Origin of the sequence: Mycetohabitans sp. B2 (genome assembly GCF_021733735.1) — a bacterium.
Taxonomy (GTDB): domain Bacteria; phylum Pseudomonadota; class Gammaproteobacteria; order Burkholderiales; family Burkholderiaceae; genus Mycetohabitans; species Mycetohabitans rhizoxinica.
The window spans coordinates 1-23,660 of the sequence record NZ_JAHKSP010000014.1 but is presented as its reverse complement, the minus strand read 5'-3'; the positions used below and the strand labels follow the sequence as shown (position 1 = coordinate 23,660).

At 62.5% G+C, this 23,660-nt stretch carries 22 protein-coding genes and 2 pseudogenes; 15 read left to right on the top strand and 9 right to left on the bottom strand.

The genetic code is table 11. The annotated features are described in order from the left end of the window. The first annotated feature begins 28 nt into the window (after positions 1 to 28). The 3 genes from coaBC to dut all read left to right on the top strand — a co-directional run bounded on the left by coaBC (position 29) and on the right by dut (position 2,083). Positions 29 to 1,231, top strand: a complete 1,203-nt coding sequence (gene coaBC / locus KPG66_RS02150; protein ID WP_237069887.1) for a bifunctional phosphopantothenoylcysteine decarboxylase/phosphopantothenate--cysteine ligase CoaBC — start codon at positions 29 to 31, stop codon at positions 1,229 to 1,231. Between the two features lie 101 nt (positions 1,232 to 1,332). After that, entirely contained in the window at positions 1,333 to 1,527 is a 195-nt protein-coding gene (locus KPG66_RS02145) for a hypothetical protein (RefSeq protein ID WP_237069911.1), read from the top strand. 109 nt (positions 1,528 to 1,636) lie between these two features. Continuing rightward, entirely contained in the window at positions 1,637 to 2,083 is a 447-nt protein-coding gene (gene dut, locus KPG66_RS02140) for a dUTP diphosphatase (RefSeq protein WP_237069886.1), read from the top strand. 54 nt (positions 2,084 to 2,137) lie between these two features. On the opposite strand, the gene clpA is transcribed toward dut, so the two are convergent. Both clpA and clpS read right to left on the bottom strand, forming a co-directional pair. Continuing rightward, positions 2,138 to 4,438, bottom strand: coding sequence for an ATP-dependent Clp protease ATP-binding subunit ClpA (gene clpA, locus KPG66_RS02135; protein WP_237069885.1), 2,301 nt, complete (start codon positions 4,436 to 4,438; stop codon positions 2,138 to 2,140). Further along, positions 4,435 to 4,749 (bottom strand): ATP-dependent Clp protease adapter ClpS, encoded by a 315-nt coding sequence (clpS, locus tag KPG66_RS02130; RefSeq protein ID WP_013434303.1) that lies wholly within the window; start codon positions 4,747 to 4,749, stop codon positions 4,435 to 4,437. The genes clpA and clpS overlap by 4 nt, the downstream gene beginning before the upstream one ends. 514 nt (positions 4,750 to 5,263) lie before the next feature. Between clpS and cspD the strand changes: the two genes are divergently transcribed. Further along, complete coding sequence (cspD, locus tag KPG66_RS02125) at positions 5,264 to 5,470, top strand: cold shock domain-containing protein CspD (RefSeq protein ID WP_041753073.1); 207 nt, start codon at positions 5,264 to 5,266, stop codon at positions 5,468 to 5,470. 70 nt (positions 5,471 to 5,540) lie between these two features. Here the strand turns inward: cspD and KPG66_RS02120 are convergent, their stop codons facing one another. From KPG66_RS02120 to icd, 3 genes are all read right to left on the bottom strand, one after another. After that, on the bottom strand, positions 5,541 to 7,685 hold the full coding sequence (locus KPG66_RS02120; RefSeq protein WP_237069884.1) for a TonB-dependent copper receptor: 2,145 nt from the start codon (positions 7,683 to 7,685) through the stop codon (positions 5,541 to 5,543). Positions 7,686 to 7,773: 88 nt separating this feature from the next. Next, entirely contained in the window at positions 7,774 to 8,220 is a 447-nt protein-coding gene (locus tag KPG66_RS02115; RefSeq protein ID WP_237069883.1) for a DUF2946 domain-containing protein, read from the bottom strand. A 208-nt stretch (positions 8,221 to 8,428) separates the two neighbouring features. Further along, on the bottom strand, positions 8,429 to 9,682 hold the full coding sequence (gene icd, locus KPG66_RS02110) for an NADP-dependent isocitrate dehydrogenase (RefSeq protein WP_041753070.1): 1,254 nt from the start codon (positions 9,680 to 9,682) through the stop codon (positions 8,429 to 8,431). Positions 9,683 to 9,963: 281 nt separating this feature from the next. Here icd and KPG66_RS02105 point away from each other — a divergent pair, with 281 nt between their 5' ends. From KPG66_RS02105 to fusA, 4 genes are all read left to right on the top strand, one after another. Continuing rightward, positions 9,964 to 10,533, top strand: a complete 570-nt coding sequence (locus tag KPG66_RS02105) for a pseudouridine synthase (protein ID WP_013434297.1) — start codon at positions 9,964 to 9,966, stop codon at positions 10,531 to 10,533. Positions 10,534 to 10,910: 377 nt separating this feature from the next. Next, positions 10,911 to 11,099 (top strand): hypothetical protein, encoded by a 189-nt coding sequence (locus KPG66_RS02100; RefSeq protein WP_041753068.1) that lies wholly within the window; start codon positions 10,911 to 10,913, stop codon positions 11,097 to 11,099. Positions 11,100 to 11,343: 244 nt separating this feature from the next. Continuing rightward, positions 11,344 to 11,838, top strand: coding sequence for a DUF192 domain-containing protein (locus KPG66_RS02095; RefSeq protein WP_041754043.1), 495 nt, complete (start codon positions 11,344 to 11,346; stop codon positions 11,836 to 11,838). Between the two features lie 240 nt (positions 11,839 to 12,078). Next, the gene (fusA, locus tag KPG66_RS02090; RefSeq protein WP_041754042.1) at positions 12,079 to 14,190 is read left to right on the top strand and encodes an elongation factor G; all 2,112 of its coding nucleotides are present in this window, start codon (positions 12,079 to 12,081) and stop codon (positions 14,188 to 14,190) included. Positions 14,191 to 14,193: 3 nt separating this feature from the next. Here the strand turns inward: fusA and KPG66_RS02085 are convergent, their stop codons facing one another. After that, entirely contained in the window at positions 14,194 to 14,337 is a 144-nt protein-coding gene (locus KPG66_RS02085; RefSeq protein WP_237069882.1) for a hypothetical protein, read from the bottom strand. Positions 14,338 to 14,389: 52 nt separating this feature from the next. Here KPG66_RS02085 and KPG66_RS17520 point away from each other — a divergent pair, with 52 nt between their 5' ends. Beyond that, positions 14,390 to 14,524: a hypothetical protein gene (locus KPG66_RS17520; protein ID WP_272907015.1), complete on the top strand. Its 135-nt coding sequence runs from the start codon at positions 14,390 to 14,392 to the stop codon at positions 14,522 to 14,524. A 37-nt stretch (positions 14,525 to 14,561) separates the two neighbouring features. After that, complete coding sequence (gene mdtD / locus KPG66_RS02080) at positions 14,562 to 16,010, top strand: multidrug transporter subunit MdtD (protein ID WP_237069881.1); 1,449 nt, start codon at positions 14,562 to 14,564, stop codon at positions 16,008 to 16,010. 191 nt (positions 16,011 to 16,201) lie between these two features. Here mdtD and sodB read toward each other — a convergent pair whose 3' ends face one another. Then, positions 16,202 to 16,786 (bottom strand): superoxide dismutase, encoded by a 585-nt coding sequence (gene sodB / locus KPG66_RS02075; protein ID WP_237069880.1) that lies wholly within the window; start codon positions 16,784 to 16,786, stop codon positions 16,202 to 16,204. A 307-nt stretch (positions 16,787 to 17,093) separates the two neighbouring features. Further along, positions 17,094 to 18,470, bottom strand: a complete 1,377-nt coding sequence (gene xseA / locus KPG66_RS02070; protein ID WP_013434286.1) for an exodeoxyribonuclease VII large subunit — start codon at positions 18,468 to 18,470, stop codon at positions 17,094 to 17,096. 447 nt (positions 18,471 to 18,917) lie between these two features. On the opposite strand from xseA, the gene lpxK reads away from it, so the two are divergent. From lpxK to KPG66_RS17845, 5 genes and pseudogenes are all read left to right on the top strand, one after another. Continuing rightward, a complete protein-coding gene (lpxK, locus tag KPG66_RS02065) occupies positions 18,918 to 19,949 on the top strand; it encodes a tetraacyldisaccharide 4'-kinase (protein WP_237069879.1) in 1,032 nt (343 codons plus the stop codon). After that, positions 19,930 to 20,124: a Trm112 family protein gene (locus KPG66_RS02060; protein WP_013434284.1), complete on the top strand. Its 195-nt coding sequence runs from the start codon at positions 19,930 to 19,932 to the stop codon at positions 20,122 to 20,124. Before lpxK ends, KPG66_RS02060 begins: the two co-directional genes overlap by 20 nt. A gap of 4 nt (positions 20,125 to 20,128) precedes the next feature. Next, positions 20,129 to 20,944, top strand: coding sequence for a 3-deoxy-manno-octulosonate cytidylyltransferase (kdsB, locus tag KPG66_RS02055; protein WP_237069878.1), 816 nt, complete (start codon positions 20,129 to 20,131; stop codon positions 20,942 to 20,944). Between the two features lie 204 nt (positions 20,945 to 21,148). Next, complete coding sequence (gene adk, locus KPG66_RS02050; RefSeq protein WP_013434282.1) at positions 21,149 to 21,811, top strand: adenylate kinase; 663 nt, start codon at positions 21,149 to 21,151, stop codon at positions 21,809 to 21,811. 117 nt (positions 21,812 to 21,928) lie between these two features. Next, a pseudogene (locus KPG66_RS17845) lies at positions 21,929 to 22,012 on the top strand (3-hydroxyacyl-CoA dehydrogenase); the annotation flags it as partial. Positions 22,013 to 22,639: 627 nt separating this feature from the next. Here KPG66_RS17845 and KPG66_RS02040 read toward each other — a convergent pair. Further along, positions 22,640 to 23,660: pseudogene (locus KPG66_RS02040) on the bottom strand (hemagglutinin repeat-containing protein); the annotation flags it as partial.

Sequence of the window (23,660 nt, the reverse complement as noted above, 5' to 3'; positions counted from 1 at the left end):
GGACACACGCAATAGCGGAAGGAACGATATGGACCTTGCGGGCAAACACCTGGTGCTTGGACTGACAGGCGGCATTGCATGCTACAAGTCGGCCGAGCTTACGCGCATGCTGACCCAAGCCGGCGCCACCGTCCAAGTGGCGATGACGCAGGCGGCCACGCAATTCATCACGCCGGTCACGATGCAGGCGCTGTCCGGCCATCCGGTCTACACCAGCCAGTGGGACGCACGGATCGATAACAACATGCCGCATATCGATCTGTCGCGCCGTGCGGACGCGATCGTCATCGCCCCCGCGTCGACTGACTTCATCGCCAAGCTAGCCAATGGGCTGTGCGATGATCTCTTGTCCACGCTGGCCATGGCGCGCGACTGCCCGTTGCTGGTCGTGCCGGCGATGAACCGCCAGATGTGGCAAAACCCAGCGACGCAACGCAACGTCGCCCAGTTGCGCGCGGATGGCATCACAGTGCTCGGTCCGGATTCCGGCCCACAGGCGTGTGGCGAGATCGGCGACGGCCGCATGCTCGAACCTGCAGCGGTGTACGAAGCGATCATCGCCTTTTTTCAGCCGAAGAAGCTGGCGGGACAACGCGTGCTGATCACGGCGGGCCCCACGTTCGAGCCGATCGATCCGGTCCGCGGCATCACCAATCGTTCGAGCGGCAAGATGGGATTCGCGCTCGCGCGCGCCGCGGCGCAGGCCGGTGCGCACGTGCACCTGGTCGCCGGCCCGGTCGCGCTCGCCACGCCGTGGGGCGTGAGCCGCGAGGACGTACAGACCGCGCAGCAAATGTACGACGCGGTCATGGCGGCCGTCGCCGACACCGACATTTTCATCGCCGTCGCCGCGGTCGCCGACTGGCGTGTCGCTCAGGTATCCGAGCACAAGCTGAAGAAGGCTGCCGGTCAGCCGGCGCCGCCGCTGGACTTCATCGAGAACCCGGATATCCTCGCCAGTGTCGCCGCGCTACCCTCGCCGCCTTACTGCGTCGGCTTCGCGGCGGAAAGTAGCGAGCTTGGCGTGAACGGTGAAGCGAAGCGGCGGCGCAAGAACGTCCCGCTGCTGATTGGCAACCTGGGGCCAAAGACATTCGGCAAGGATGACAACGAAGTCGTACTATTCGAAACAACTGGCTCGACACCGTTGCCGCGCGCGGACAAGCAATCACTCGCGCGCACGTTGGTCGACGAGATTGCGCAGCGCGTGCCGGGCAGTCTTTTCGCGTAAGTCACGCCCGCGCGGGCGGCGTCCTGGTCTCGGCCCGCCACGCGTACGGCTCGCTATCCGGTCCTCACATGACTTGACTGTCAATACCCGATCAAACGCCGGTGATCGACGGCTATTCGGTCGCCGACGCCATTGCCGCCACCGTCGAGCTTGCGCAGCTTGCCGTTCAGCAGCAGTTCAACGCCGACGAGTTGATTGTGCTCACCGTCGCGGCCAGCTATAAGGCACGGCTGCGCTCGTATGAATTGCTTGCACAAGCATTCGATCTAGCCGCACAAACGCACGAGACGGCATAATCGAGTCTTTTGCGTGCTTGCGGTGCCATCGCGTCGTACCGCGCCAGCACCGCGACGGCGCGTCATAACGCATACCGCGATGCCAGCACGCTGCTCTCACTACTCACTAATGAACATCGACCTTAAGATTCTCGACCCGCGCATGCGCGATGCCCTGCCCGCCTATGCCACTGCCGGCAGCGCCGGTCTGGACCTGCGCGCTTGCCTGGACGAACCGCTGATTCTGCAACCGGGCGCCACCGCGCTGGTGCCGACCGGCCTGGCCATCCATATCGGTACGCCAGGCTATGCGGCATTGATCTTGCCGCGCTCCGGATTGGGCCACAAACATGGCATCGTGCTCGGCAACCTGGTGGGACTGATCGATTCCGATTATCAAGGCCAGTTGATGATCTCCACGTGGAACCGCGGCGAGACCACGTTCACGCTGAATCCGATGGAGCGGCTTGCGCAACTCGTAGTGGTGCCGGTGGCGCAGGTGCAATTCAACGTGGTCAACGATTTCTCGCACAGCGAACGGGGTGCCGGCGGCTTCGGCAGCACTGGCCGGCACTGAGCGAGAAAAAGCGCGGGACGTTGCCCGCGCCTTATTATTGCGCGAGCACCGCGGTCACTCAACTTCGGCCGTTTCCGGGTTTGTCGGATTGCGCGGCGCCGCGTTCTCGTCAAACGTGAGTTGCACCTTGTCGTTGTCATCGACATTGACCGTCACGCGCCCACCATTCATCAGCTTGCCGAACAACAACTCGTCCGCCAACGCGCGGCGAATCGTATCCTGGATCAGCCGCTGCATCGGCCGCGCACCCATCAATGGGTCGAAACCGTGCTTGGCCAAGTGCTTGCGCAACGCATCGGTAAACAACGCATCGACCTTCTTCTCGTGCAACTGATCCTCCAGCTGCATCAGGAACTTGTCGACCACGCGCATGATGATTTCCTCATCAAGCGAGCGGAAGCTGATGATCGCGTCGAGCCGATTGCGAAACTCCGGCGTGAACATCCGCTTGATGTCCGCCATCTCGTCGCCGGTCTCACGCCGTGTCGTGAACCCGATCGTCGCCTTATTCATCGCCTCGGCGCCCGCGTTCGTCGTCATGATGATGATGACGTTACGAAAATCCGACTTGCGGCCGTTGTTGTCCGTCAACGTGCCATGGTCCATCACTTGCAGCAGCACGTTAAAGATGTCCGGATGCGCCTTCTCGATCTCGTCGAGCAACAGCACGCAATGCGGCTTCTTCGTCACCGCCTCCGTCAGCAGCCCGCCCTGGTCGAACCCGACATAGCCGGGCGGCGCGCCGATCAGCCGGCTCACCGCGTGGCGCTCCATATATTCGGACATATCGAAGCGCACCAACTCGATGCCCATCGTAAAGGCCAGTTGACGCGCCACCTCTGTCTTGCCGACGCCGGTCGGCCCGGAGAACAAGAACGCGCCGATCGGCTTGTCCGTCTTGCCCAGCCCCGCCCGCGCCATCTTGATGGCCGCGGCCAACGCATCAATGGCCGGATCCTGGCCAAACACCACGCTCTTCAAATCACGGTCCAGCGTCTGCAGTTTGCTGCGGTCGTCCTGCGACACACTTTGCGCCGGCACCCGCGCGATCTTGGAAATAATGTCCTCGATCTCCGTCTTGCCGATCGTTTTCTTTTGCTTGGACCTGGGCAGGATTCGCTGCGCCGCACCCGCCTCGTCGATCACGTCGATCGCCTTGTCCGGCAAATGCCGGTCGGTGATGAATCGTGCAGACAACTCGGCCGCCGCCGACAGCGCGCCGGACGAGTACTTAACGCCATGGTGCTCCTCGAAGCGGGACTTCAAGCCACGCAGGATCGCCACCGTCTGCTCGACCGTCGGCTCGGTTACGTCGATTTTCTGGAAGCGCCGCGACAACGCTGCATCTTTTTCAAAGATGCCCCGGAATTCGGTAAAGGTCGTTGCCCCGATGCACTTGAGTTGGCCGGACGACAGCGCCGGCTTGAGCAGGTTCGACGCATCGAGCGTGCCGCCCGAGGCGGCGCCCGCGCCGATCAGCGTATGAATTTCATCAATGAACAGGATCGCATGCGGACGGTCCTTCAACTCCTTGAGCACCGTCTTGAGCCGCTGCTCAAAGTCGCCCCGGTACTTCGTGCCCGCCAGCAGCGCCCCCAAGTCGAGGGAAAACACTTGCGCATCCGCCAGGATATCGGGCACCTCGCCGCGCACGATCCGCCATGCTAGCCCTTCGACGATGGCCGTCTTGCCCACGCCGGCCTCGCCCACCATCAGCGGATTGTTCTTGCGGCGCCGACACAACACCTGCACCATCCGCTCGACCTCGGGCTCGCGTCCGATCAATGGGTCGATCTTGCCGTCGCGCGCCTGCTGATTCAGGTTTTGGGTAAATTGTGCCAGCGGCGTTTCCTTCTGCGCGCTGGCATCGTCACCGTCGGCCGGCGGCTCACCGGCCTTCGCCACATCCGGCCCCGCAGTCTTCGCGATGCCGTGCGAAATGAAGTTGACCACGTCCAGCCGGGTCACGCCCTGCTGCTGCAGGTAGTACACCGCGTGTGAGTCCTTCTCGCCGAAGATCGCCACCAGCACGTTCGCGCCGGTCACCTCCTTTTTGCCGCTGGAGGTCGACTGTACATGCATGATCGCGCGCTGGATCACGCGTTGAAAGCCCAATGTAGGCTGCGTGTCGACGTCGTCGGTCCCCGGCACGATCGGCGTGTTATCGTGGATGAAGTTGCGCAAGTTCTGGCGCAGATCCTCGATGTTCGCGGCGCATGCGCGAAGCACCTCCGCCGCCGTTGGGTTATCCAGCAGGGCGAGCAACAGGTGTTCGACGGTGATGAACTCATGCCTTGCCTGGCGTGCTTCCATGAACGCCATATGAAGGCTGACTTCCAGTTCCTGGGCAATCATGCTTCCTCCATCACACACTGCAGCGGGTGTCCCGCTTGCCGCGCGTGCGTTACAACCTGCTCAACCTTGGTCGACGCAATGTCCCGCGTATAGACCCCGCAAATTCCACGCCCCTCATAATGCACTTTCAACATAATCTGCGTCGCCGTATCGCGATCCTTGTTGAAGTATTGCTGTATTACCATCACGACGAATTCCATTGGCGTGAAGTCGTCGTTCAGCAAAACCACGCGGTACATCGACGGCGGCTTGGCCTTGTGTTCCTGCCGCTCCAGTACTGTACCGTCCTGCTTATCCGGGATAATGGCCATACACCCATTCTAAACAACTCGGCCACGCAAGCAATCCCGCCAAAACTCTCCAACGGGCACCCGATACGGCGCGGCACACATCCTTTCGTCACCAGAAGAGCGCGACAGCCTCTCCGGCACCCTGCCAACGGTAACCACCCGCCCTACGGCGAAGCGCACAGCGTTGCGCTGATCCTGCTTGCGCAAACTTCGTTCCATGGCTATCTCGGTGCATTATGCGACTTTTCAAGCGCACGCGCTGCGTGGGCGTCGGACAGAGCACATTGAGATAACGTCAAGATGACTCTCGCGCGTGGTGCAGGCCTGCATTTAGAGCCCATACAACGGGTTTCGGGCGTCTCAAAATTTCCTTGACACTGACTTTTAGACCACCAACAATCAAGCTGGCACTTTTTTCCGGTTGTAGACGAAGGAAAAATGCCGGGTGAGCTTGTTAGAGGGATCCGGCCGCATGGGGCACGGAGCTTTTCGAGCGTGCTCGTGTAGCAAGGACGAGAGTGACAGGGGAAGTAGGATGGCGACTGGTACGGTCAAATGGTTCAATGACGCCAAAGGTTACGGATTCATCACGCCGGACGAAGGCGGTGAGGATTTGTTCGCGCATTTTTCGGCTATCCAGATGAACGGCTTCAAGACCCTCAAGGAAGGACAGAAGGTCAGCTTCGAAGTCGTGCAAGGACCGAAAGGCAAACAGGCTTCGAATATCCAGGCGGCAGCCTGATCGTTCGAATCGCTTGCGTCGTGAAGCAGAAAAACCCGGTTGCAAGCCGGGTTTTCCTTTTTTCGCGCCGCTACAGTTTGACGCCGAGGCGCAACCACACCGTGCGGCCGGACTCCATGACCGGTGAATTGGCCGAGTAGCCAAAGCCCGCGTTGCCCGCCAGGTTCAGGTGCTCGGTGTACGCGTTGTCGAACAAGTTGTCTACGCCCAACGTCAGCGTGGCCGCCTTGCCGAACGCGTACTGCGCATGCAGTGACACGACGCCGAAACCGGCGCTCGGCCCAAAATCCTTGCCGACCACGTTCCCTTCATTGGACGCGTACCGGCGCTGCGCCGCCACCACGCGCCACAGCGCCCCGACCGACCACGTCCCGTGCTGGTAATTTGCGCCAACGCGCGCTTCCAGCGGTGGAATCTGCGGCAGCGGCCCGCCCGTGTCGTTATTACGCCCCCACGCGTACGCCAGTGAGGTCTCGAACCGCCACGCCGGCGTGGCGCGCCACGTGGCGCCCAATTCGCCACCGAGGATCCGTGCACCGACCTGCGTCGCACGACTGGCTGGTCCCATCGGCTCGGACACGTAGTCGAACAGGATGAAATCCCGCACGCTGCCCGCATACGCCGACACCCAGGCGTCAACGCGCTCGCCACTGTACTGCGCGCCAATATCCAGTTGCGTCGTCTTTTCGGGACGCAATGACGAAAACGCGTTGATCGAGCCCTCTGGGCCCCGTTTCGGCGAGAACAGCTCCCAGTAATCAGGAAAACGCTCGGCATGCCCGATCCCGACGTACCACATCGCGGGCAACGTCGCGAGATCGCGCTCGTAACGCACGAAGCCGCTGGGCAAAGTGCGCTCGCGTTGCACGTTGGCCGTCGGATTCGGTGCTTGCATCGCGCCGGAGCCGACGTTGACGCGCCGGTCGCGTGCCGCGGCGCGGTCCACCCGCAGCCCCGTCACCATCCGCTCAGCCTGCGTCGCGTACCAGGTTAGTTCGCCAAATCCGCCAATGCTCCACAAGGTTGCCGACGGCTTCCACGGACCGTTGCCGTTGGCGGCGGCCTGCTGCAGCGACCGGTTGTCGAGCGCATGGTGCTGCCCATCCACGCCCGCCACCAGCTTAAACTGGTCCGTGAACCGCAGCGTCGCGGCACTGCGAGCGCCGAACGTGCGCCGTCGCACTTCGGATGCCATCGGCATGGACCTGCCGCCGCCTGCCGGCGAGCGCAGCGTGAAGTTATCCATCACATGGTCGAAATCGTTATAGTAGACCTGCGCTTCGACGCGGTCCAAAACCTCGCCCAGGTGCGAGCGCTCGGCACGCAGACCATAACTTTCGCGCCGGAACCGTGCACCGTCCTTGAAGCGGCCGGCGTAGCGCGCATAGCCGTCGCCAGTACCGGCGCTCGCTTCAATGCGGGTATGCTCGTTTGGCGTCCAGCCCAGTGCCGTGTCGACGTTCCATTTGTCCCACTGCGATGGCACCGTATTACCGTTGCCGTCGCGGTAGTCTTGTTGATGCGCGTGATTGGCGATCACGCGCGCATAGCCTTCGCGCACGCCCGCGCTCAAGTCGACATTCTGGTCGTTGCGCCCGAATGAGCCGCCAACCAGGCTCCCATCGAAGCGCATGCCCGGCGCGTCGAAGCGGCGGGTCGTGCGCTCAAACAGCACCGTGCCGGCCGATGCGCCCGGCCCGTAAAGTACCGATTGCGGCCCCTTGACGACGGTCACCTTGTCGTAGCTCTCCGGCGCGATATACGAGGTCGGGGCATCCATGCGGCCCGGACAGGCACCCAGCATCGGCGCGCCATTGCTCAATAAGCTCAGCCGCGATCCGGACATACCGCGAAACACCGCGTCTGCATTGGTGCCGCCGCTGCGGATCGCCGAAAAGCCCGGCACCGTCTTCAGATAGTCGGCGCCGTCGCTCGCGGGCAGCGGCTGACGCGGCTGCTTCGGGTCGGTCACCACGACCAGCGGATGCTTCGGCGCATTGGCGATGACCTCGATCGGCACGAGCACCGACGCGGCGCCCGCCGGGGGCGCGTCAGGCGGCGACGCATCAGCTTGCGCGTGCGCGCTCACTGTTCCCAACAAGCTCGCCGCGGCGAACACCGAAGGCGCCCAACGCCGACAGCGGTTACGTTCCAATACAAGATGCGCGTTGACCAGGCGACGCGACGCCGCCTGATCCAGGAAAGAGAATTTCATGCAAACAACCCATGGCATACCCTCCAGGCCGGCAGTTGAATGGCCGGTCCGGCAGGCATCGGTTACGGAATGAGCAAAGAAGTCGCCGTCAAACCGTGCCTGGGGGGGCCCGGGGGTAAGAGACAAGATGCCGCGACGTAGGCCGGGGTACGCCCTCGCTCACCGGCAGCGTGGCCGCGCGCTGGCGCTGCAGCATGAGCGTCGCGACCTGCGGTGCGCCGATTGCCGGACTGTGGGCAAGCAGGCTGCAATAGCCGCATGCGTCCAGGTGCCCACCAACGTGCGCCGATCCGTGGGCCGAGGCCCGTTCGCCCGTCGTGGCCGCACTGCACAGTACCGTGTCGACGCCGCGCCCCGCGTGGCTGAGCCACTGCGAGGCGAGCGGCATCACAACGATCAACCAGATCGCCGTCAGGCCGAGCCAGGCGGTCAGTTTTTGGGTGCGGCGATGGGGCATCGGACAACAACGCACAAGCGTCGCAGAGACGACGGTGAAGATCGTGAAATCGGACGGGTCAAGATTATCCGTCGCCAACGCCCTTCTTTCAATTGTATTTCAGCCACCGCCGCGGGTCAGTGGCGAATTGCCGCAGCCCGCCATGGCGTGGGTGCGACGCGATGCAAGGCCGGCGAAGGGTCGGCGCAACGCGCGCCGCGCCGACGCAAAAAACCCCTGTGGCACATTACCTGTGCCACAGGGGTCCTGTGCTCCGGCACGATACGCCGGCCCGTGCGGGATACCGTTACATATTTTCGATCAACACCTGACCGAAGCCAGAGCACGACACCTGCGTCGCGCCCTCCATCAAGCGCGCGAAGTCATACGTAACGCGCTTTTGCAAGATTGACTTTTCCATCGCGGAAATGATCACGTCAGCCGCTTCAGTCCAGCCTAGGTGGCGCAGCATCATCTCGGCCGACAAGATTTCCGAGCCCGGGTTCACGTAGTCTTTGCCAGCGTATTTCGGCGCGGTCCCGTGGGTGGCCTCGAACATCGCGACCGAATCCGACAGGTTGGCGCCCGGCGCGATACCAATGCCGCCGACCTGCGCCGCCAACGCGTCCGAAATGTAGTCACCGTTCAGATTCAACGTCGCGATCACGTCGTATTCGGCCGGACGCAGCAGGATCTGCTGCAGGAAGGCGTCGGCGATTACATCCTTGATCACGATCTCGGCACCGCTCTTCGGATGCTTGATCTTCATCCACGGGCCACCGTCGATCAGCTGCGCGCCGAACTCCTTCTGGGCGAGCGCATAGCCGTAGTCGCGGAACGCGCCTTCGGTGAACTTCATGATGTTGCCTTTGTGCACCAGCGTGACCGACTTGCGGTTATTGTCGAGCGCATACTGAATGGCCTTGCGCACCAGCCGTTGCGTGCCTTCGCGCGACACGGGCTTGATGCCAAGCCCCGATGTCTCCGGGAAACGGATCTTCTTGACACCCATTTCCTCGCGCAAAAACTTGATCACCTTCTTGGCCTGCTCCGACTCCGCGGCCCATTCAATGCCCGCGTAGATATCTTCCGAATTCTCGCGGAAGATCACCATGTTGGTCTTCTCGGGCTCACGCACCGGCGAAGGCACGCCCTTGAAGTACTGCACCGGACGCAGGCACACGTACAGGTCCAGCTCCTGGCGCAGCGCCACGTTCAGCGAGCGGATGCCGCCGCCAACCGGTGTGGTCAGCGGCCCCTTGATCGAGACGACGTACTCCTTCAGGATTTGCAGCGTTTCCTCCGGAAGCCACACATCCGGCCCGTAGACCTTGGTCGCCTTCTCGCCGGCGAAGATCTCCATCCATGCGATCTTTTTCTTGCCGCCATAGGCCTTCTCGACCGCCGCGTCGACCACCTTGACCATCACCGGCGTAATGTCAAAGCCGATGCCATCGCCTTCGATGTACGGAATGATCGGCTGATCCGGGACGTTGAGCGAGAAGTCCTGGTTGACGGTGATCTTCTCACCGGCCGGAACCTTGATGTGCTGATACGGCATGTTCGACTCCAATGGTATGGACGGGCTGAAAGTATGCTGCGCGGCTACGCGCCAACATGCGTTAATTCCTGCGTCGCCTGCTAAGGCAGCTCGCGGCGGCCTCACCGAGACTCGCGGGTCGCGGGTCGCTCGTGGCGAAGCGTTATTCTAGCGCCGGCAAGACACCACGGCACCGCGTCGATGCGCTTAGTCTTATATAAGACACAAGACTTGCGTTCCGTATTATGCGCTAATATCTCGCCGTTTGCCATAGGGACGGGCCTGGCGCCCGTGCATCGCCCATGCGACTCATTGCATTGAACAAACCATATGGCACGATTTGCCAGTTTTCCGCCCACGAGACACGTGCATCGCTGGCCACATGGGTCAACGTGCCCGATGTCTACCCAGCAGGTCGGCTCGATGCGGACAGCGAAGGCCTGTTGTTGCTCACCGACGACGGCGCGCTACAGGCGCGCATCGCCGAGCCGCGCCACAAGCTGGTCAAGCGCTATTGGGCACAACTGGACGGCGCTGCACCGGCTTCGGCACTGGCCGCTCTAGAGCGCGGCGTGGACCTTGGGGACTACGTGAGCCGACCCTGCCGCGCCCGTTTCATCGAGCCGCCCTCCGGCCTGTGGCAGCGCGATCCACCGGTACGCTATCGCGCTGCGATTCCGACCACGTGGATCGAGCTGGCCCTTGGCGAGGGCCGTAATCGCCAAGTGCGACGGATGACCGCAGCGGTGGGCTTTCCGACGTTGCGCCTGATTCGCGTTGGTATCGGCGCGCTGGATTTATTCGCGCTCGGCCTGGCGCCCGGCCAATGGCGCGCGCTGCCACCGTCAGCGCCGTGGCACGGCACGCGCTGACGCGCACGTCGTGCCACCTGTCCCTGTCCCTGTCCCTGTCCCTTGGCCCTAGCCCTGCCCTTTGGTCCCTGGCCCTAGCGCTGCCGCTGCCCTCGAACCGGTCTCTGCCTCGTGCCGCTTGCCGGCATAGGGTTTTCACCCATTTGCCACACGTCAACCAGTCCGACAGGCGCCGCGTTATTAGCTCGGATGCCGCCACAGCGTGCTCCGGCATCGGCCGACGTCGCCACCCCGCCACACGCAGGATGGCACGAACGCAGTGGGCCCGCGTGAATTGTTAAACGAGCCTGTCAACCGAAAGCTGGATCCCGCGTTGATTGACATGACTCATCAAGCGGGTCATTTGGTTAATTTAACTAAGTTTGAGGAAAAACAACATGAACAAACTGATCGCTGCCCTGGTCGCTGGCCTGTTCGCCACCGCTGCTTTCGCGCAATCGTCGGCGCCGGAAGCCGCATCGGCGCCGGCAGCTGCTTCGAAGACCGAAGCACACAAGAAGGCTCACAAGTCGCACAAGAAGGCGGCGAAGAAGGCTGCTGCTGCTTCGGAAGCGGCTTCGAATTAAGTTTTTCGTCTCCCCAAGCAACAAGAACGACGCTGCACTGCCGTTGCGACGGTATTCAAAGGCAGGTTGCCGCAAGGCGATCTGCCTTTTTGTTGGTCTGTACTACCCAGCGATTCGCGTAACATGCGCGTATTCATATTACGAGGAGTCTGCCGTGGTTGTTTCGGTGCGATCCGCGCTGTCTGTGTCCCGCTTGTTCCGCGTGCCCGCCCGGCACGCCCGCCCCGCCTCACCGCGGCTTTGCATCAATACCTCGAGGCCAGCGCCACTGGCCCGTGTTGCCGCCGCGCTGGTAGCCGGCGTCACGCTCGCGCTGGGGACCTGCGGCGCGCTGGCGCAGCCGCTGCCGGCCGCACTGAAGCGCCCCGAGCAATTTCCGCGTGCCTCATTGACGATCGGCATGTACGTGGTCGACGCGGCCATTGCCGCGAACCCGGCCGATCGCGAGCAAGGGCTGATGTTCCGCAAGTCGCTGGCGCCGAACGAAGGCATGTTGTTCGTATTTGACGAGAACGCCATCCATTGCTTCTGGATGAAAAATACGCCGTTGCCGCTGTCGATCGCCTTCATCCGCGCTGATGGCACGATCACGGATCTGGACGAAATGCAGGCGCAGACACAAAATAACCACTGTCCCGCTCACAATGGCGTATACGCGCTCGAGATGAGCAAGGGATGGTTTGCATCAAAGGGCATCAAGCCTGGCATGCGCGTGCTCGGCTTGCCGCCCGCACGCTGATCGCACCCCACACCGCAACACCCCACACCGCGGCGCCTCACTTGCTATCCGCCCGACCCGCTCATCGGGCAACGCGTTTGCTCACCGAATCAAGCAAAATGGCCCGCGCAACGCTATCCTATGTCTGTTGGCGCGCGCGCGACTGAGCGCCCGCGCAGGCCGTTTTTCCCGGTTCGTCAGGCGGACGCGGTGTCCGATGCCTGCCGGACCGGCCATCCCATCGCGAAGAAGGAGATTCAAGTGGCCCGTAAAACTCCCATCGAGCGCTACCGGAACATAGGCATCAGCGCCCATATTGACGCCGGCAAGACGACGACCACCGAGCGCATCCTCTTCTACACCGGCGTGAGCCACAAGATGGGTGAAGTGCACGAGGGCGCCGCGACGATGGACTGGATGGAGCAAGAGCAGGAGCGCGGCATCACCATTACGTCAGCGGCAACCACGGCGTTCTGGAAAGGCATGGCAGGCAACTATCCGGAACACCGGATCAATATTATCGACACCCCGGGGCACGTGGACTTTACGATCGAGGTCGAGCGCTCGATGCGCGTGCTCGATGGCGCGTGCATGGTCTACGACTCGGTCGGCGGCGTTCAGCCGCAATCGGAAACGGTGTGGCGTCAGGCCAATAAGTACAACGTGCCGCGCATCGCGTTCGTCAATAAGATGGACCGCGTTGGTGCGGATTTTTTCCGCGTGCAGCGGCAGATCGGCGAACGGCTGCGCGGCGTCGCGGTACCGATTCAAATTCCGATCGGCGCGGAAGACCATTTCCAGGGCGTCATCGACCTGGTCAAAATGAAGGCGATCATTTGGGACGAGGACAGTCTTGGCGTGAAATTCGAGTACCGTGACATCCCGACCGATCTGGCCGGGCTTGCGCAACAATGGCGCGACAAGATGGTCGAGGCAGCAGCGGAAGCCAGCGAGGCGCTGCTCGAAAAATACCTTGAAGATCATCATTCGCTGACCGAGCAAGAGATCAAGGAGGCACTGCGCAAGCGCACGATCGCCAATGAGATCGTGCCGATGCTGTGCGGCAGTGCGTTCAAGAATAAAGGCGTGCAGGCGATGCTTGACGCGGTCATCGATTACTTGCCGTCACCGGTTGACGTGCCGGCGATCCTCGGCCACACGCCGGACGACGAGCAGGCCGAGCGGCATCCGGCCGACGACGAGCCGTTCTCCGCGCTGGCGTTCAAGATCATGACGGACCCGTTCGTCGGCCAGCTCATCTTCTTTCGCGTGTACTCAGGGGTCGTTAGCTCGGGCGACACCGTGCTCAATCCGACCAAGAGCAAGCGAGAACGGATCGGCCGTATCCTGCAAATGCACGCGAACGAGCGAACCGAAATCAAGGAGGTGCGCGCCGGTGACATCGCCGCCGCGGTCGGCCTGAAGGAGGCGAGCACCGGCGATACGCTGTGCGACCCGAACAACGTGATCATCCTGGAGCGGATGATCTTTCCGGAGCCGGTGATCTCGCAAGCCGTGGAGCCGAAAACAAAAGCCGACCAGGAAAAGATGGGTATCGCATTGAACCGCCTCGCGCAGGAGGATCCGTCGTTCCGTGTAAAAACCGACGAGGAGTCAGGCCAGACGATCATCTCTGGCATGGGCGAGCTGCACCTGGAAATCCTGGTCGATCGGATGAAACGCGAGTTCAACGTCGAGGCGTCGGTCGGCAGGCCCCAAGTGGCCTATCGTGAGACGGTACGCAACGCGGTGCAGGACGTCGAGGGTAAATTCGTTAAGCAGTCCGGCGGCCGCGGCCAATACGGGCACGCGGTGATCGCACTGGAGCCGCAGCCGCCCGGCAAGGGCTATGAGTTCGTCGACGCGATCAAGGGCGGCGTAATTCCGCGCGAGTTCATCCCGGCGGTGGATCGGGGCATCCGTGAAGCGATGCAGGCCGGCGTGCTAGCTGGCTATCCGGTCGTGGACATCAAGGTGACGCTGACATTCGGCTCATACCACGACGTGGACTCGAACGAAAACGCGTTCCGGATGGCCGGCTCGATCGCGTTCAAGGAAGGCATGCGGCGCGCACGGCCCGTGCTGCTCGAGCCGGTGGTGGCGGTCGAGGTCGAAACGCCGGAGGATTTCATGGGCAACGTAATGGGCGATCTGTCCAGCCGCCGCGGCATCGTCCAGGGTATGGAGGACATCGCAGGAGGCGGCGGCAAGGTGGTGCGCGCCGAAGTGCCGCTGGCCGAAATGTTTGGCTATTCGACCACGTTGCGCTCGCTAACACAGGGGCGCGCGACCTATACGATGGAGTTCAAGCACTATGCGGAAAGTCCGCAGCATGTTGCCGACGCCGTCATCAACGCGAAGTCGGCACGCTGAGCCCTACCCATGCTCCCTTGCCGCGCCGTGGCGCTGTCGGGCATGCAGCGCACCGCGGCGTGTCGCGCCCCGCTGCAGCACCACGCGATCGACAAATGGCAGCGTATGGACGTTCAGGCTGCGAAAGAACGTGCGTTTTCGCGACACACGACGGTACGCCGTTTAACGCCAACGAGATTGTCGCAACGTTCGAGCAGTTGTGCGGTCCGAAAACCGGCTCGGCTGCCCAAAATCCGAAGTGCGTGGAAGCGTCGCGCTGATCGATGCGCAGGCCGATGCGCGGGCGCGGCGCTTTATCGAGAAGCGGCGCGAGCGACGGGCCAAAGCCACCTAGAATAGCGGCTTGTGTTGCGAAACCGTCCGATTTGCCCATGTCCGGAACCCCGTCTCGACCCACCCACCACGCCGTTGCAGCGGAGCGCAAGCTGACCATCATGCTGTGGCTGGTCGCGACAGGATTCTTCATGCAGGCGCTGGACACGACGATCGTCAATACTGCACTGCCAGCCATGGCGCGCAGCCTCGGCGAATCGGCATTGCGAATGCAGTCCGTGGTGATCGCGTACTCGCTGACGATGGCGTTGATGATCCCGGTTTCTGGCTTCTTGGCCGACCGGTTCGGCACGCGACGCGTGTTCTTCAGCGCCATCCTCATTTTCACGCTCGGCTCGCTAATGTGCGCGAACGCGTCGGCCCTCTGGCAACTCGTCGCCTCGCGTGTGGTGCAGGGCGTGGGCGGTGCGATGCTGCTGCCCGTCGGACGGCTTGCCGTGCTGCGCAGCTTCCCACGCGAGCGCTACCTGCCGGCACTGAGCTTCGTGGCGATTCCCGGGCTGGTCGGGCCATTGATCGGACCGACGCTGGGCGGCTGGCTCACCGACGTCGCGTCATGGCACTGGGTGTTCTTGATCAACGTGCCGGTCGGCCTGGCGGGCTGCATCGCGACAGCGCTGTTCATGCTTGGCGAGCCGCTGGACAAAGTCGGGCGCTTCGACGTGAAGGGCTACTTGTTGCTCGCCGCGGCCATACTGGCATTGACGCTGGCATTGGACGGGCTAGCCGAGTTGCGGCTGGCGCACGCGCTCGTGCTGGTATTGCTGGTGCTGGCCTTCGCATGCTTGACGGCCTACGCCCTGCACGCGACGCGCAGCCCGCACCCGCTGTTCTCGCTCGAGTTGTTCCATATTCACACGTTCAGCGTCGGCCTGCTGGGTAATCTGTTTGCGCGCATTGGCAGCGGCGCGATGCCCTATCTGTTACCGCTTCTGCTGCAGGTGAGCCTCGGCTACACACCGTTTCATGCGGGTCTGATGATGCTGCCGGTGGCAGCGGCCGGCATGGCGTCCAAGCGCATCGTCACGACGTTGATCATGCGCCACGGCTACCGCCGCGTGCTGCTGGCCAACACCGTCCTGCTCGGGGCAACCATGGCCAGCTTTGCGCTGATGTCACCCGATCAGCCGCTGTGGATCCGACTCGTGCAACTGGCGATCTTCGGCAGCGTGAATTCGATGCAATTTACCGCGATGAATACGTTGACGCTGAAAGACCTTGGACGCGAAGGGGCAAGCAGCGGTAACAGCCTGTTTTCGCTTGTGCAAATGCTGTCGATGAGCCTGGGAGTCACGATCGCCGGCGCGCTGCTCGCCACGTTCACGGCACTGTTCGGACACAACGCGCCATCACAGACGCTGCCAGCATTTCACGCGACATTCGTCTGCGTTGGCGTAATTACCGCGCTATCCGCGTGGATATTCGGGCAACTGGCGCCGGACATCCGCAGCCCCGGAAGGCACGATGGCGATGCGGAGACCCTCTAAGCGGTGCACGGCTGCGTACACGTCGCCGTACCTATCGATCAATGACGCGCAGCTTTGCATGACCGCGTCGATGGTGGTATGGGTGGGAGGCCGCCTAATAGTGCTGTGCGCAGACATCGGCTGAGATGGCGCGTCGCTCGCGTAGGAGCGACGCGTGGTGGGTACGCGCGCGGCGATGCCGCGCGCAAGCTTCACACGCCGAAGTTCTTGGCGGCGAAATCCCAGTTCACGACGTTCCAGAACGCGTCGACAAACTTCGGACGTGCGTTGCGATAGTCGATATAGTAAGCGTGCTCCCAGACGTCCAACGTCAGTAACGGCGTGGCGTCAGTCGTCAACGGCGTCGCGGCGTTGCTAGTCGAGACGATGTCCAGTGAGCCATCGGCCTTCTTCACGAGCCAGGCCCAGCCGGAGCCGAACGTGCCGACCGCCACCTTTGTGAAAGCTTCCTTGAATGCGTCGTATGAGCCCCACTTCGCGTTGATCGCGTCACCGAGCTTGCCGGTCGGCGCGCCGCCGCCCTGCGGCGACAGGCTGTTCCAGAAAAACGTGTGGTTCCACACTTGTGCTGCGTTGTTGAAGATGCCGCCCGACGATCGCTTGATGATCTCCTCTAGCGACAAGTTCTCGAACTCCGTACCCGGGATCAGGTTGTTCAGGTTCGTCACATAGGCCTGGTGGTGTTTGCCGTAGTGGAATTCCAGCGTCTCTTCCGAGATGTGCGGAGCCAGCGCATTCTTCGCGAACGGCAAAGGGGGGAGCGTATGTTGTGCCATGGTGCAAGCTTCCTTTATAACGAATTGGGGACCAGGGTAAGTCATGCTGCCGAGCACTCGATTCTAGGTGAGTTGGAATAACCCCGCAAATCGTCCAACCTTTACGCGCAGCATTGCTTTGCTTATTCCTGTGAATGAGTCAGAACTGCTCGGCAGTGCGCCATCCTGCGCGGCGGTCAGCGCTGATATCGCCAGCACCGCGGGCGGGCGACACGCATGCGCCGGACACTCATGCGCCGGCCTACCGGTTTCGCGCCCGCCTTCGCGCTACCCACCCGCCCATCGGGCAAGCCGTCCGCGCGCCGCCTTAGAATTCCTCATCCAGGCGAGGCTGCACATGCGCAATGCCCAGATCCGCGCTGCCGTGCGCGAGATGCACCGTCACGCGGCCGCCCGGATTGAGCGCGTCCGGCGCGCGCACCGCCGCGCCGCTGTGCGGGTCGATCAGCGCCGCATAGCCGCGCTCCAGCGTGCGCCGCGGACTGAGCAATTCGGTGCGTGCAGCCAACTCGGATACCTGCGCGCGTCGACGCTCATGCTGCCTGTGCAAGGCATCGCGCAGGCGCTGCCCGAGCCGTTGCACCCGTTCAGCCGCCCGCTCTGTGTCGGGCTGGCTGCGCCGCCAGCGTAACTGAACCATCGTCAGCCGCGCGCGCGCGTCCCGCACCGGACGCGCGCCGGCCGAGCACAACCGCAGCGACAGTTGCCGCAGGTGCTGACGCTGCCGGGCGATTCGCTCGGATGGGCTCACCAGCCGGCGCGCGAGCCAGTCCAACTGCTGCGCGCGCCGCTCCATCATCCGGCCGAAGCCGCGCGCCAGCGCCGCGTGGCGATGGTCCAACTCGCGCAACAGCATGGTGCGCTGCGCACTGACCAGTTCCGCTGCCGCCGTCGGCGTCGGCGCGCGGACATCAGCCGCGAAGTCAGCAATGGTGAAATCGGTTTCGTGCCCAACGCCGGACACGATCGGCAATGTGCTGGAGGCAATCGCCCGCGCAAGCGATTCATCGTTGAACGCCCACAAGTCCTCGATCGAACCACCGCCGCGGCACACGATCAGCACATCGACTTCGGCACGACGATTGGCCGTGACGATCATTGCCGCAACACGCGCGGCCGCCTCAGCGCCCTGCACCGGCGCCGGGTAGACGATGATCGGTACATGCGGGGCGCGCCGTGCAAGCGTAGTCAGCACGTCACGCAGCGCCGCGGCTTGCAGCGACGTGACGATACCGATGGCCCGCGGGTGCGACGGCAGCACGCGCTTGCGCTCAGCGGCGAACAGGCCCTCGGCCTCGAGCTGCGCCTTCAGCTTCAAAAATGCTTCGTACAGCCGACCTTGCCCAGTGCGCCGGACCGCCTCCACGTTCAGTTGCAACTCGCCACGCGGCTCGTACATCGTCACCGTGGCACGCACCTCGATCCGGTCGCCCTCGCGCGGCGTGAACTGTGCATATTGGGCACGGCCACGGAACATCACGCAACGAATCTGCGCGCAATCGTCCTTGATCGAGAAATACCAATGGCCGCTGGCTGCCCGCGTAAAGTTCGAGACTTCGCCGGCGATCCAGGCAAGCGCAAATGCACGCTCGAGCAGGGTGCCGATCGCGCGATTCAAGGCGGACACGGGAATCACCGCGTCGCCGCCGACAAAGGGGGCCGGGGGGGAAAATTCTGCTGTCATCGGACGGTATTCGGGGCGAGAGGATCCGGTACGACCCCGGCGGGGCCGCAGCTATCCACACAGTCGATTCTACCGGTCTTTGCGCCGCACCAGTCGGCCGTACCCGCACGGGAGCGTCAAACCGTTGCCGCGCAAGGCTTTGCACGCTGCTCCCTTTGCACGCTGCTCCGGTAGGCGGCAAGTCAATAAAAACCTTTCCGCTCCTTGGGTTTACCGGCGGTAACCCCGAGATTCCCACAAATTTATCCACAATAATTGGGGATAGTATGCTGGAGTATCGAACATCCATCAGCGTCGAACCCATTGTGGACTAAAGTGACCGGCACGCCCGTGCGCACATCGGGCCCACCCGGCCTGTCAGCCGGCTTGCCGCGCGCGCCCGCAGCACGTTAGAGTTGCGGCCTGCCGTGCCGTTGTCCGGCGCCTACCCCATCCATACCCACCGCCATGCCTATACCACTGTCCCGTGCCATCATTGCCCGTCTCGAGCATGTGTTCTCGCGTGAATGGCAGCGCCGTGGGGTGCTCGCATACACGCTATGGCCCTTGTCCCAGTTGTTTGCCGCCGTCTGCGCGCTGCGCCGGCTCGCGTATGCGCGCGGCTGGCGCAAGACGTGGCACGTCAGCGTACCGGTCGTGGTAGTGGGCAACGTGACGGTCGGCGGCACCGGCAAGACGCCCACCGTCATCGCGCTGATCGAGGCGTTGCGCGACGCAGGCTTCACGCCCGGCGTGGTGTCGCGCGGCTATGGCGCGCGCATCGTGCAGCCCACCGCGGTTAGCCCCGCGTCGTCGCCTGCGCTGGCGGGCGATGAGCCGCTGCTGATCGCCCGCCGCACCGGGGTGCCCGTGTGGGTCTGCCCGGACCGGGTCGCGGCCGCCCGCGCGCTGGTGCAGGCCCATCGGGAAGTGGATGTGATCGTCAGCGACGACGGCCTGCAGCACTACCGGCTCGCGCGCGACATCGAGCTGGTGGTCTTCGATCACCGGCTAGGGGGCAACGGGTTCCTGCTGCCCGCCGGACCGTTGCGCGAACCGCTGAGTCGCGCCCGCGACGCAACGTTGATCAACAACCCTTACGGGCGCAGCTTGCCACCGTGGCCGGCGACTTTCGCGCTGACGCTGCAGCCCGCCGACGCATGGCACTTGGATCATCCGCACCTGCGCCGGCCGCTGGCGCAGTTTGCCGGCGAGCGCGTGCTGGCCGCTGCCGGCATCGGCGCGCCGGAGCGTTTCTTCGCGACACTGCGGGCGAGCGGCCTCGTGCCCGCAACACGCGCGCTGCCCGACCACTATCCTTTCGATGAGAACCCGTTCGTGACCGATGCAGCCGATGCAATCCTAATCACCGAAAAGGATGCGGTAAAATGCACGGCTTGGCGTGACACGCGTCTATGGGCGGTGCCCGTCGACGCCACGCTCGACCCGCGCCTGATTGCGCTCGTTGTGGAGAAACTTCGTGGACGCTCGCCTGCTTGAAATCCTCGTTTGCCCGCTGTGTAAGGGGCCTCTGCACCATGATCGCAACGCGCAGGAATTAATTTGCCATGCCGATAAACTCGCGTATCCGATCCGCGACGGCATTCCAGTGATGCTGGCCGATGAGGCGCGCCAGACGGTCGAAGGCACGCCGATCGAGCCGGCCGGCAACTAATCTGATGCACGTCGCAGTGCCATTCATCGTCGTCATTCCGGCCCGCCTCGCGTCCACCCGCCTGCCGGGCAAGCCGCTCGCCGACCTAGCCGGCAAGCCCATGGTGGTACATGTGGCCGAGCAAGCCCGCGCGTCAGGCGCGAGCCGAGTGTTGATCGCCACCGACGCCGAAGTTGTGCTCAATGCGTGCCAAGCACATGGCATCGAGGCGCTGCTGACCCGCACCGACCATCCGACCGGTACCGACCGGCTGGCTGAGGTGGTCCAAGCATGCCGACTGCCCGACGACGCGCTGGTGGTCAATGTGCAAGGCGATGAGCCGCTGATCGAGCCGCGGCTGATCGCCGGCGTCGCCGCGCACCTGGCCGCCAATCCCGATTGTGCGATTGCCACCGCCGCCCATCCGATCACCGAGCCAGCGCAGGTCTTCAATCCGAACATCGTGAAGGTGGTTCTCGATGCCCGCGGTATCGCCCTGTACTTTTCCCGCGCGCCGATCCCGTGGTCACGCGACGCGTACCAGCCGCAGTGGAGCCCGGAGGGCGGCGCGGCGCCTGTGGTCGATATCGCGCGGCTGCCAGCGTCAAGCACCACGGTACATCGTCACATCGGCCTGTACGCATACCGGGCTGGCTTCCTGCGCCGCTACCCCAACCTTTCGCAGGCGCCGATCGAAATCGCCGAGGCACTCGAGCAACTGCGGGCGATGTGGCATGGGGAACGGATCGCGGTACTGCTTACGCCGCACGCGCCGCCGCCCGGTGTCGACACGCCGGCGGATCTGGCACGAGTTCGCGCGATTCTCGCTCAACGAGGCTGAGGATCGTGCGCCGCGTGGCATAATCGGACGCTTATGCTACGCGCCCGGTAACGACAGGCGCGACAGGCGGCATGTACGGTGCCCATTGGCGACGCGTTACCCGCCGCGCACACGCACCGTGCATCAGGTTGCAGTCAGATTGGCGTGCGACGCTGATGGTCTGCCCGCTCACAGAATTCACAAGCAATCTCGGAGATAATCATCATGCGTTTGATCCTGTTAGGCGCCCCTGGCGCGGGCAAGGGCACCCAGGCGAACTTCATCAAGGACAAGTTTGCAATCCCGCAAATCTCGACCGGCGACATGCTGCGCGCGGCCGTGAAGGCCGGCACGCCGCTCGGCGTCGAGGCCAAGCGCTACATGGACGCGGGCGAGCTCGTTCCGGATACACTGATCATCGGACTCGTCAAAGAACGGCTTCAGCAGGCCGATTGTAAGAACGGCTACCTGTTCGACGGCTTTCCGCGTACGATCCCACAGGCCGACGCGATGAAGCAGGCTGGCGTGGCGATCGACTACGTGCTGGAAATCGACGTGCCGTTCAACGAGATCATCGAGCGCATGAGCGGGCGCCGCACGCACCCGGCCTCGGGGCGCACGTATCACATCAAGTTCAATCCGCCGAAGGTCGACATGGTCGACGACGTGACAGGCGAGCCCCTGGTCCAGCGCGACGACGACAAGGAAGAAACGGTCCGCAAGCGCCTGGACGTCTACGTCGCGCAAACGTGCCCGTTAATCGACTACTACATGCAATGGGCGCAGCGCGGTGACGAGAATGGGCTGAAGGCCCCCCAGTACCGGAAAATCTCCGGGCTCGGCACCGTCGAAGAGATCCGCCAACGGGTGTTCGACGCACTGCAGTAACCGGCACAGAGCAGCACCATCCAGGACACAACGATCCAGGATTGCCACGATCGTGGCGCCGCCCATGCGGCGCGGCTCACGAGGCTGCACGCGTATCGGCATCAGGAGACAATCGGCATGCAGATCCGCGACCACGTGTTTGTCATCACGGGTGGCGCTTTGGGCTTGGGCGCGGGCACAGCCCGGATGCTGGCCCGAGCACGGCGGCAAGCCGGTTGTCGTTGCGCTGATATCCGGCTGCCGCGCCAAACAACGGCACCGCATTGCCCCACTGGACTTTTCCGATCGTCTCACCGGGATGGGCCGCCGCATACGCATTCAAATAGTTCGGTGCATCCTGGTCCCAACCGCCCTGGCTTGCCGCCGTCGTATCCACCTGCCGCAGCAACTGGGCCACGAGCCTATCGGTAGCTTCCTCCACCGTCATTCCGGCGTGTGCTGCTGCATACGCAGGCGCGTTATCCTGTTCAATGCGCTTTCTTTCGTCCTTGCGCGGATTCGCATCTTGATGCAACTGCCAATTGAAGCGGTACAGTGCCGGTGTCACTTATCTTACTTACCTCACCTGTAACACCTCTGACTATCGACCGATCCGCTTTCTGTCATACAGCCAAGCACCGGCACCGCCCACAACTGCTGCAAACAATATTAACTTGCACCACGCATACATCCTTGCCAAGTCCGGCAAGTAGTAAACTGAGGAATTATGCATCCAAACAATTATCGGAATCACACCAAACTCAGTAACCAACGCCAAGACAGATAATGTTATTGAACATATAAATATATACAAAAATAATGCTTGAACATCACGACTCATTCTTGTACTCACTTTTTCGATTCAGGAGGATTAAGTATCCGGCCTGTAGCATTATTAGCTCCCTCTGAAGCCGCTGTTCCTCCAATGGTACCGAGAGTTGAAGGCAACACACTTGGAGAAACATATCTCAACATGCCAAAGCCCATATCAACCCACTCCGGCTGATACCACGGTTTCAATTTCGCGTTCAAGGCTTTCTCAAGAGAACCACCTACTTTATAACCTATCAGTGAGCCAGCAGCAGCACCTGCCATACCAACATTTGGATTCTCTTCTTTAACAGCAGAGCTCAGCAAGGCACCTCCTGTTTGCATCAACATACCAGGTAGTAAGCTTGTACCAAACGTCAGCGCACCTGCCAGACCCGCTGCCCCTGCATCGACTGGGTCAATTTTTCCATTGTTGAATACATACTGCACACCGCTATTTACCCCAGCGCCAATACTGCCACCAACCGCCATTCTCATCAGAGATGGTACGCCTCCTGCCGTTGCAACACCCAAACCGATCATTCCCGCACCCGCCAATGTTGAACCAACCGGATCTTTCTGAATATTAGACGTCACTAGCTCGTTATATGTCTGTCCCTGCCCAAGCTGGCTCTGCCCTGCGTCATACGCCTCTTGATTCGGCTCGATGAACTTGCGGTTGTAATCGTGATTCGCATATTGCGGATCCTTCTTATCACCGTAGCAATTTAGATTCTGGCAGCCCACGATGCTGCGAATCTCGTAATCGTGCTTGCCGCTAGACGCTTCCGCCGTCTGCCGATCCGAATTGCGTAGTATCTCCGCGACGATTCGCCCCTCCGCTTTCTGTTCACTAATCTTAAGCCTCTGCGCCACTAGCTTTGCGTGCTTTTTCGCTAAATCGTATTCGCCTTGATGTAACTGCCGATTGAACCGATCAACGTTGTACGCCGCCTGCGCCCCTTGTGCCCCACCGACCACGCCCCCCGCCACGGTCGACATCGCATTCGCCACAATGTTGCCCAGCGTCTTGTCCAAGTCCGCGTTGCCGGTCGGCTTC

What these genes read in the sequence shown, in the direction of transcription:
- coaBC (WP_237069887.1), top strand. Translation starts at nt 29, where the DNA reads ATGGACCTTGCGGGCAAACACCTGGTGCTTGGACTGACAGGCGGCATT.
- dut (WP_237069886.1), top strand. Translation starts at nt 1,637, where the DNA reads ATGAACATCGACCTTAAGATTCTCGACCCGCGCATGCGCGATGCCCTG.
- clpA (WP_237069885.1), bottom strand. Translation starts at nt 4,438, where the DNA reads ATGATTGCCCAGGAACTGGAAGTCAGCCTTCATATGGCGTTCATGGAA.
- clpS (WP_013434303.1), bottom strand. Translation starts at nt 4,749, where the DNA reads ATGGCCATTATCCCGGATAAGCAGGACGGTACAGTACTGGAGCGGCAG.
- cspD (WP_041753073.1), top strand. Translation starts at nt 5,264, where the DNA reads ATGGCGACTGGTACGGTCAAATGGTTCAATGACGCCAAAGGTTACGGA.
- KPG66_RS02120 (WP_237069884.1), bottom strand. Translation starts at nt 7,685, where the DNA reads ATGAAATTCTCTTTCCTGGATCAGGCGGCGTCGCGTCGCCTGGTCAAC.
- icd (WP_041753070.1), bottom strand. Translation starts at nt 9,682, where the DNA reads ATGCCGTATCAGCACATCAAGGTTCCGGCCGGTGAGAAGATCACCGTC.
- KPG66_RS02105 (WP_013434297.1), top strand. Translation starts at nt 9,964, where the DNA reads ATGCGACTCATTGCATTGAACAAACCATATGGCACGATTTGCCAGTTT.
- KPG66_RS02100 (WP_041753068.1), top strand. Translation starts at nt 10,911, where the DNA reads ATGAACAAACTGATCGCTGCCCTGGTCGCTGGCCTGTTCGCCACCGCT.
- mdtD (WP_237069881.1), top strand. Translation starts at nt 14,562, where the DNA reads ATGTCCGGAACCCCGTCTCGACCCACCCACCACGCCGTTGCAGCGGAG.
- sodB (WP_237069880.1), bottom strand. Translation starts at nt 16,786, where the DNA reads ATGGCACAACATACGCTCCCCCCTTTGCCGTTCGCGAAGAATGCGCTG.
- xseA (WP_013434286.1), bottom strand. Translation starts at nt 18,470, where the DNA reads ATGACAGCAGAATTTTCCCCCCCGGCCCCCTTTGTCGGCGGCGACGCG.
- lpxK (WP_237069879.1), top strand. Translation starts at nt 18,918, where the DNA reads ATGCCTATACCACTGTCCCGTGCCATCATTGCCCGTCTCGAGCATGTG.
- kdsB (WP_237069878.1), top strand. Translation starts at nt 20,129, where the DNA reads ATGCACGTCGCAGTGCCATTCATCGTCGTCATTCCGGCCCGCCTCGCG.
- adk (WP_013434282.1), top strand. Translation starts at nt 21,149, where the DNA reads ATGCGTTTGATCCTGTTAGGCGCCCCTGGCGCGGGCAAGGGCACCCAG.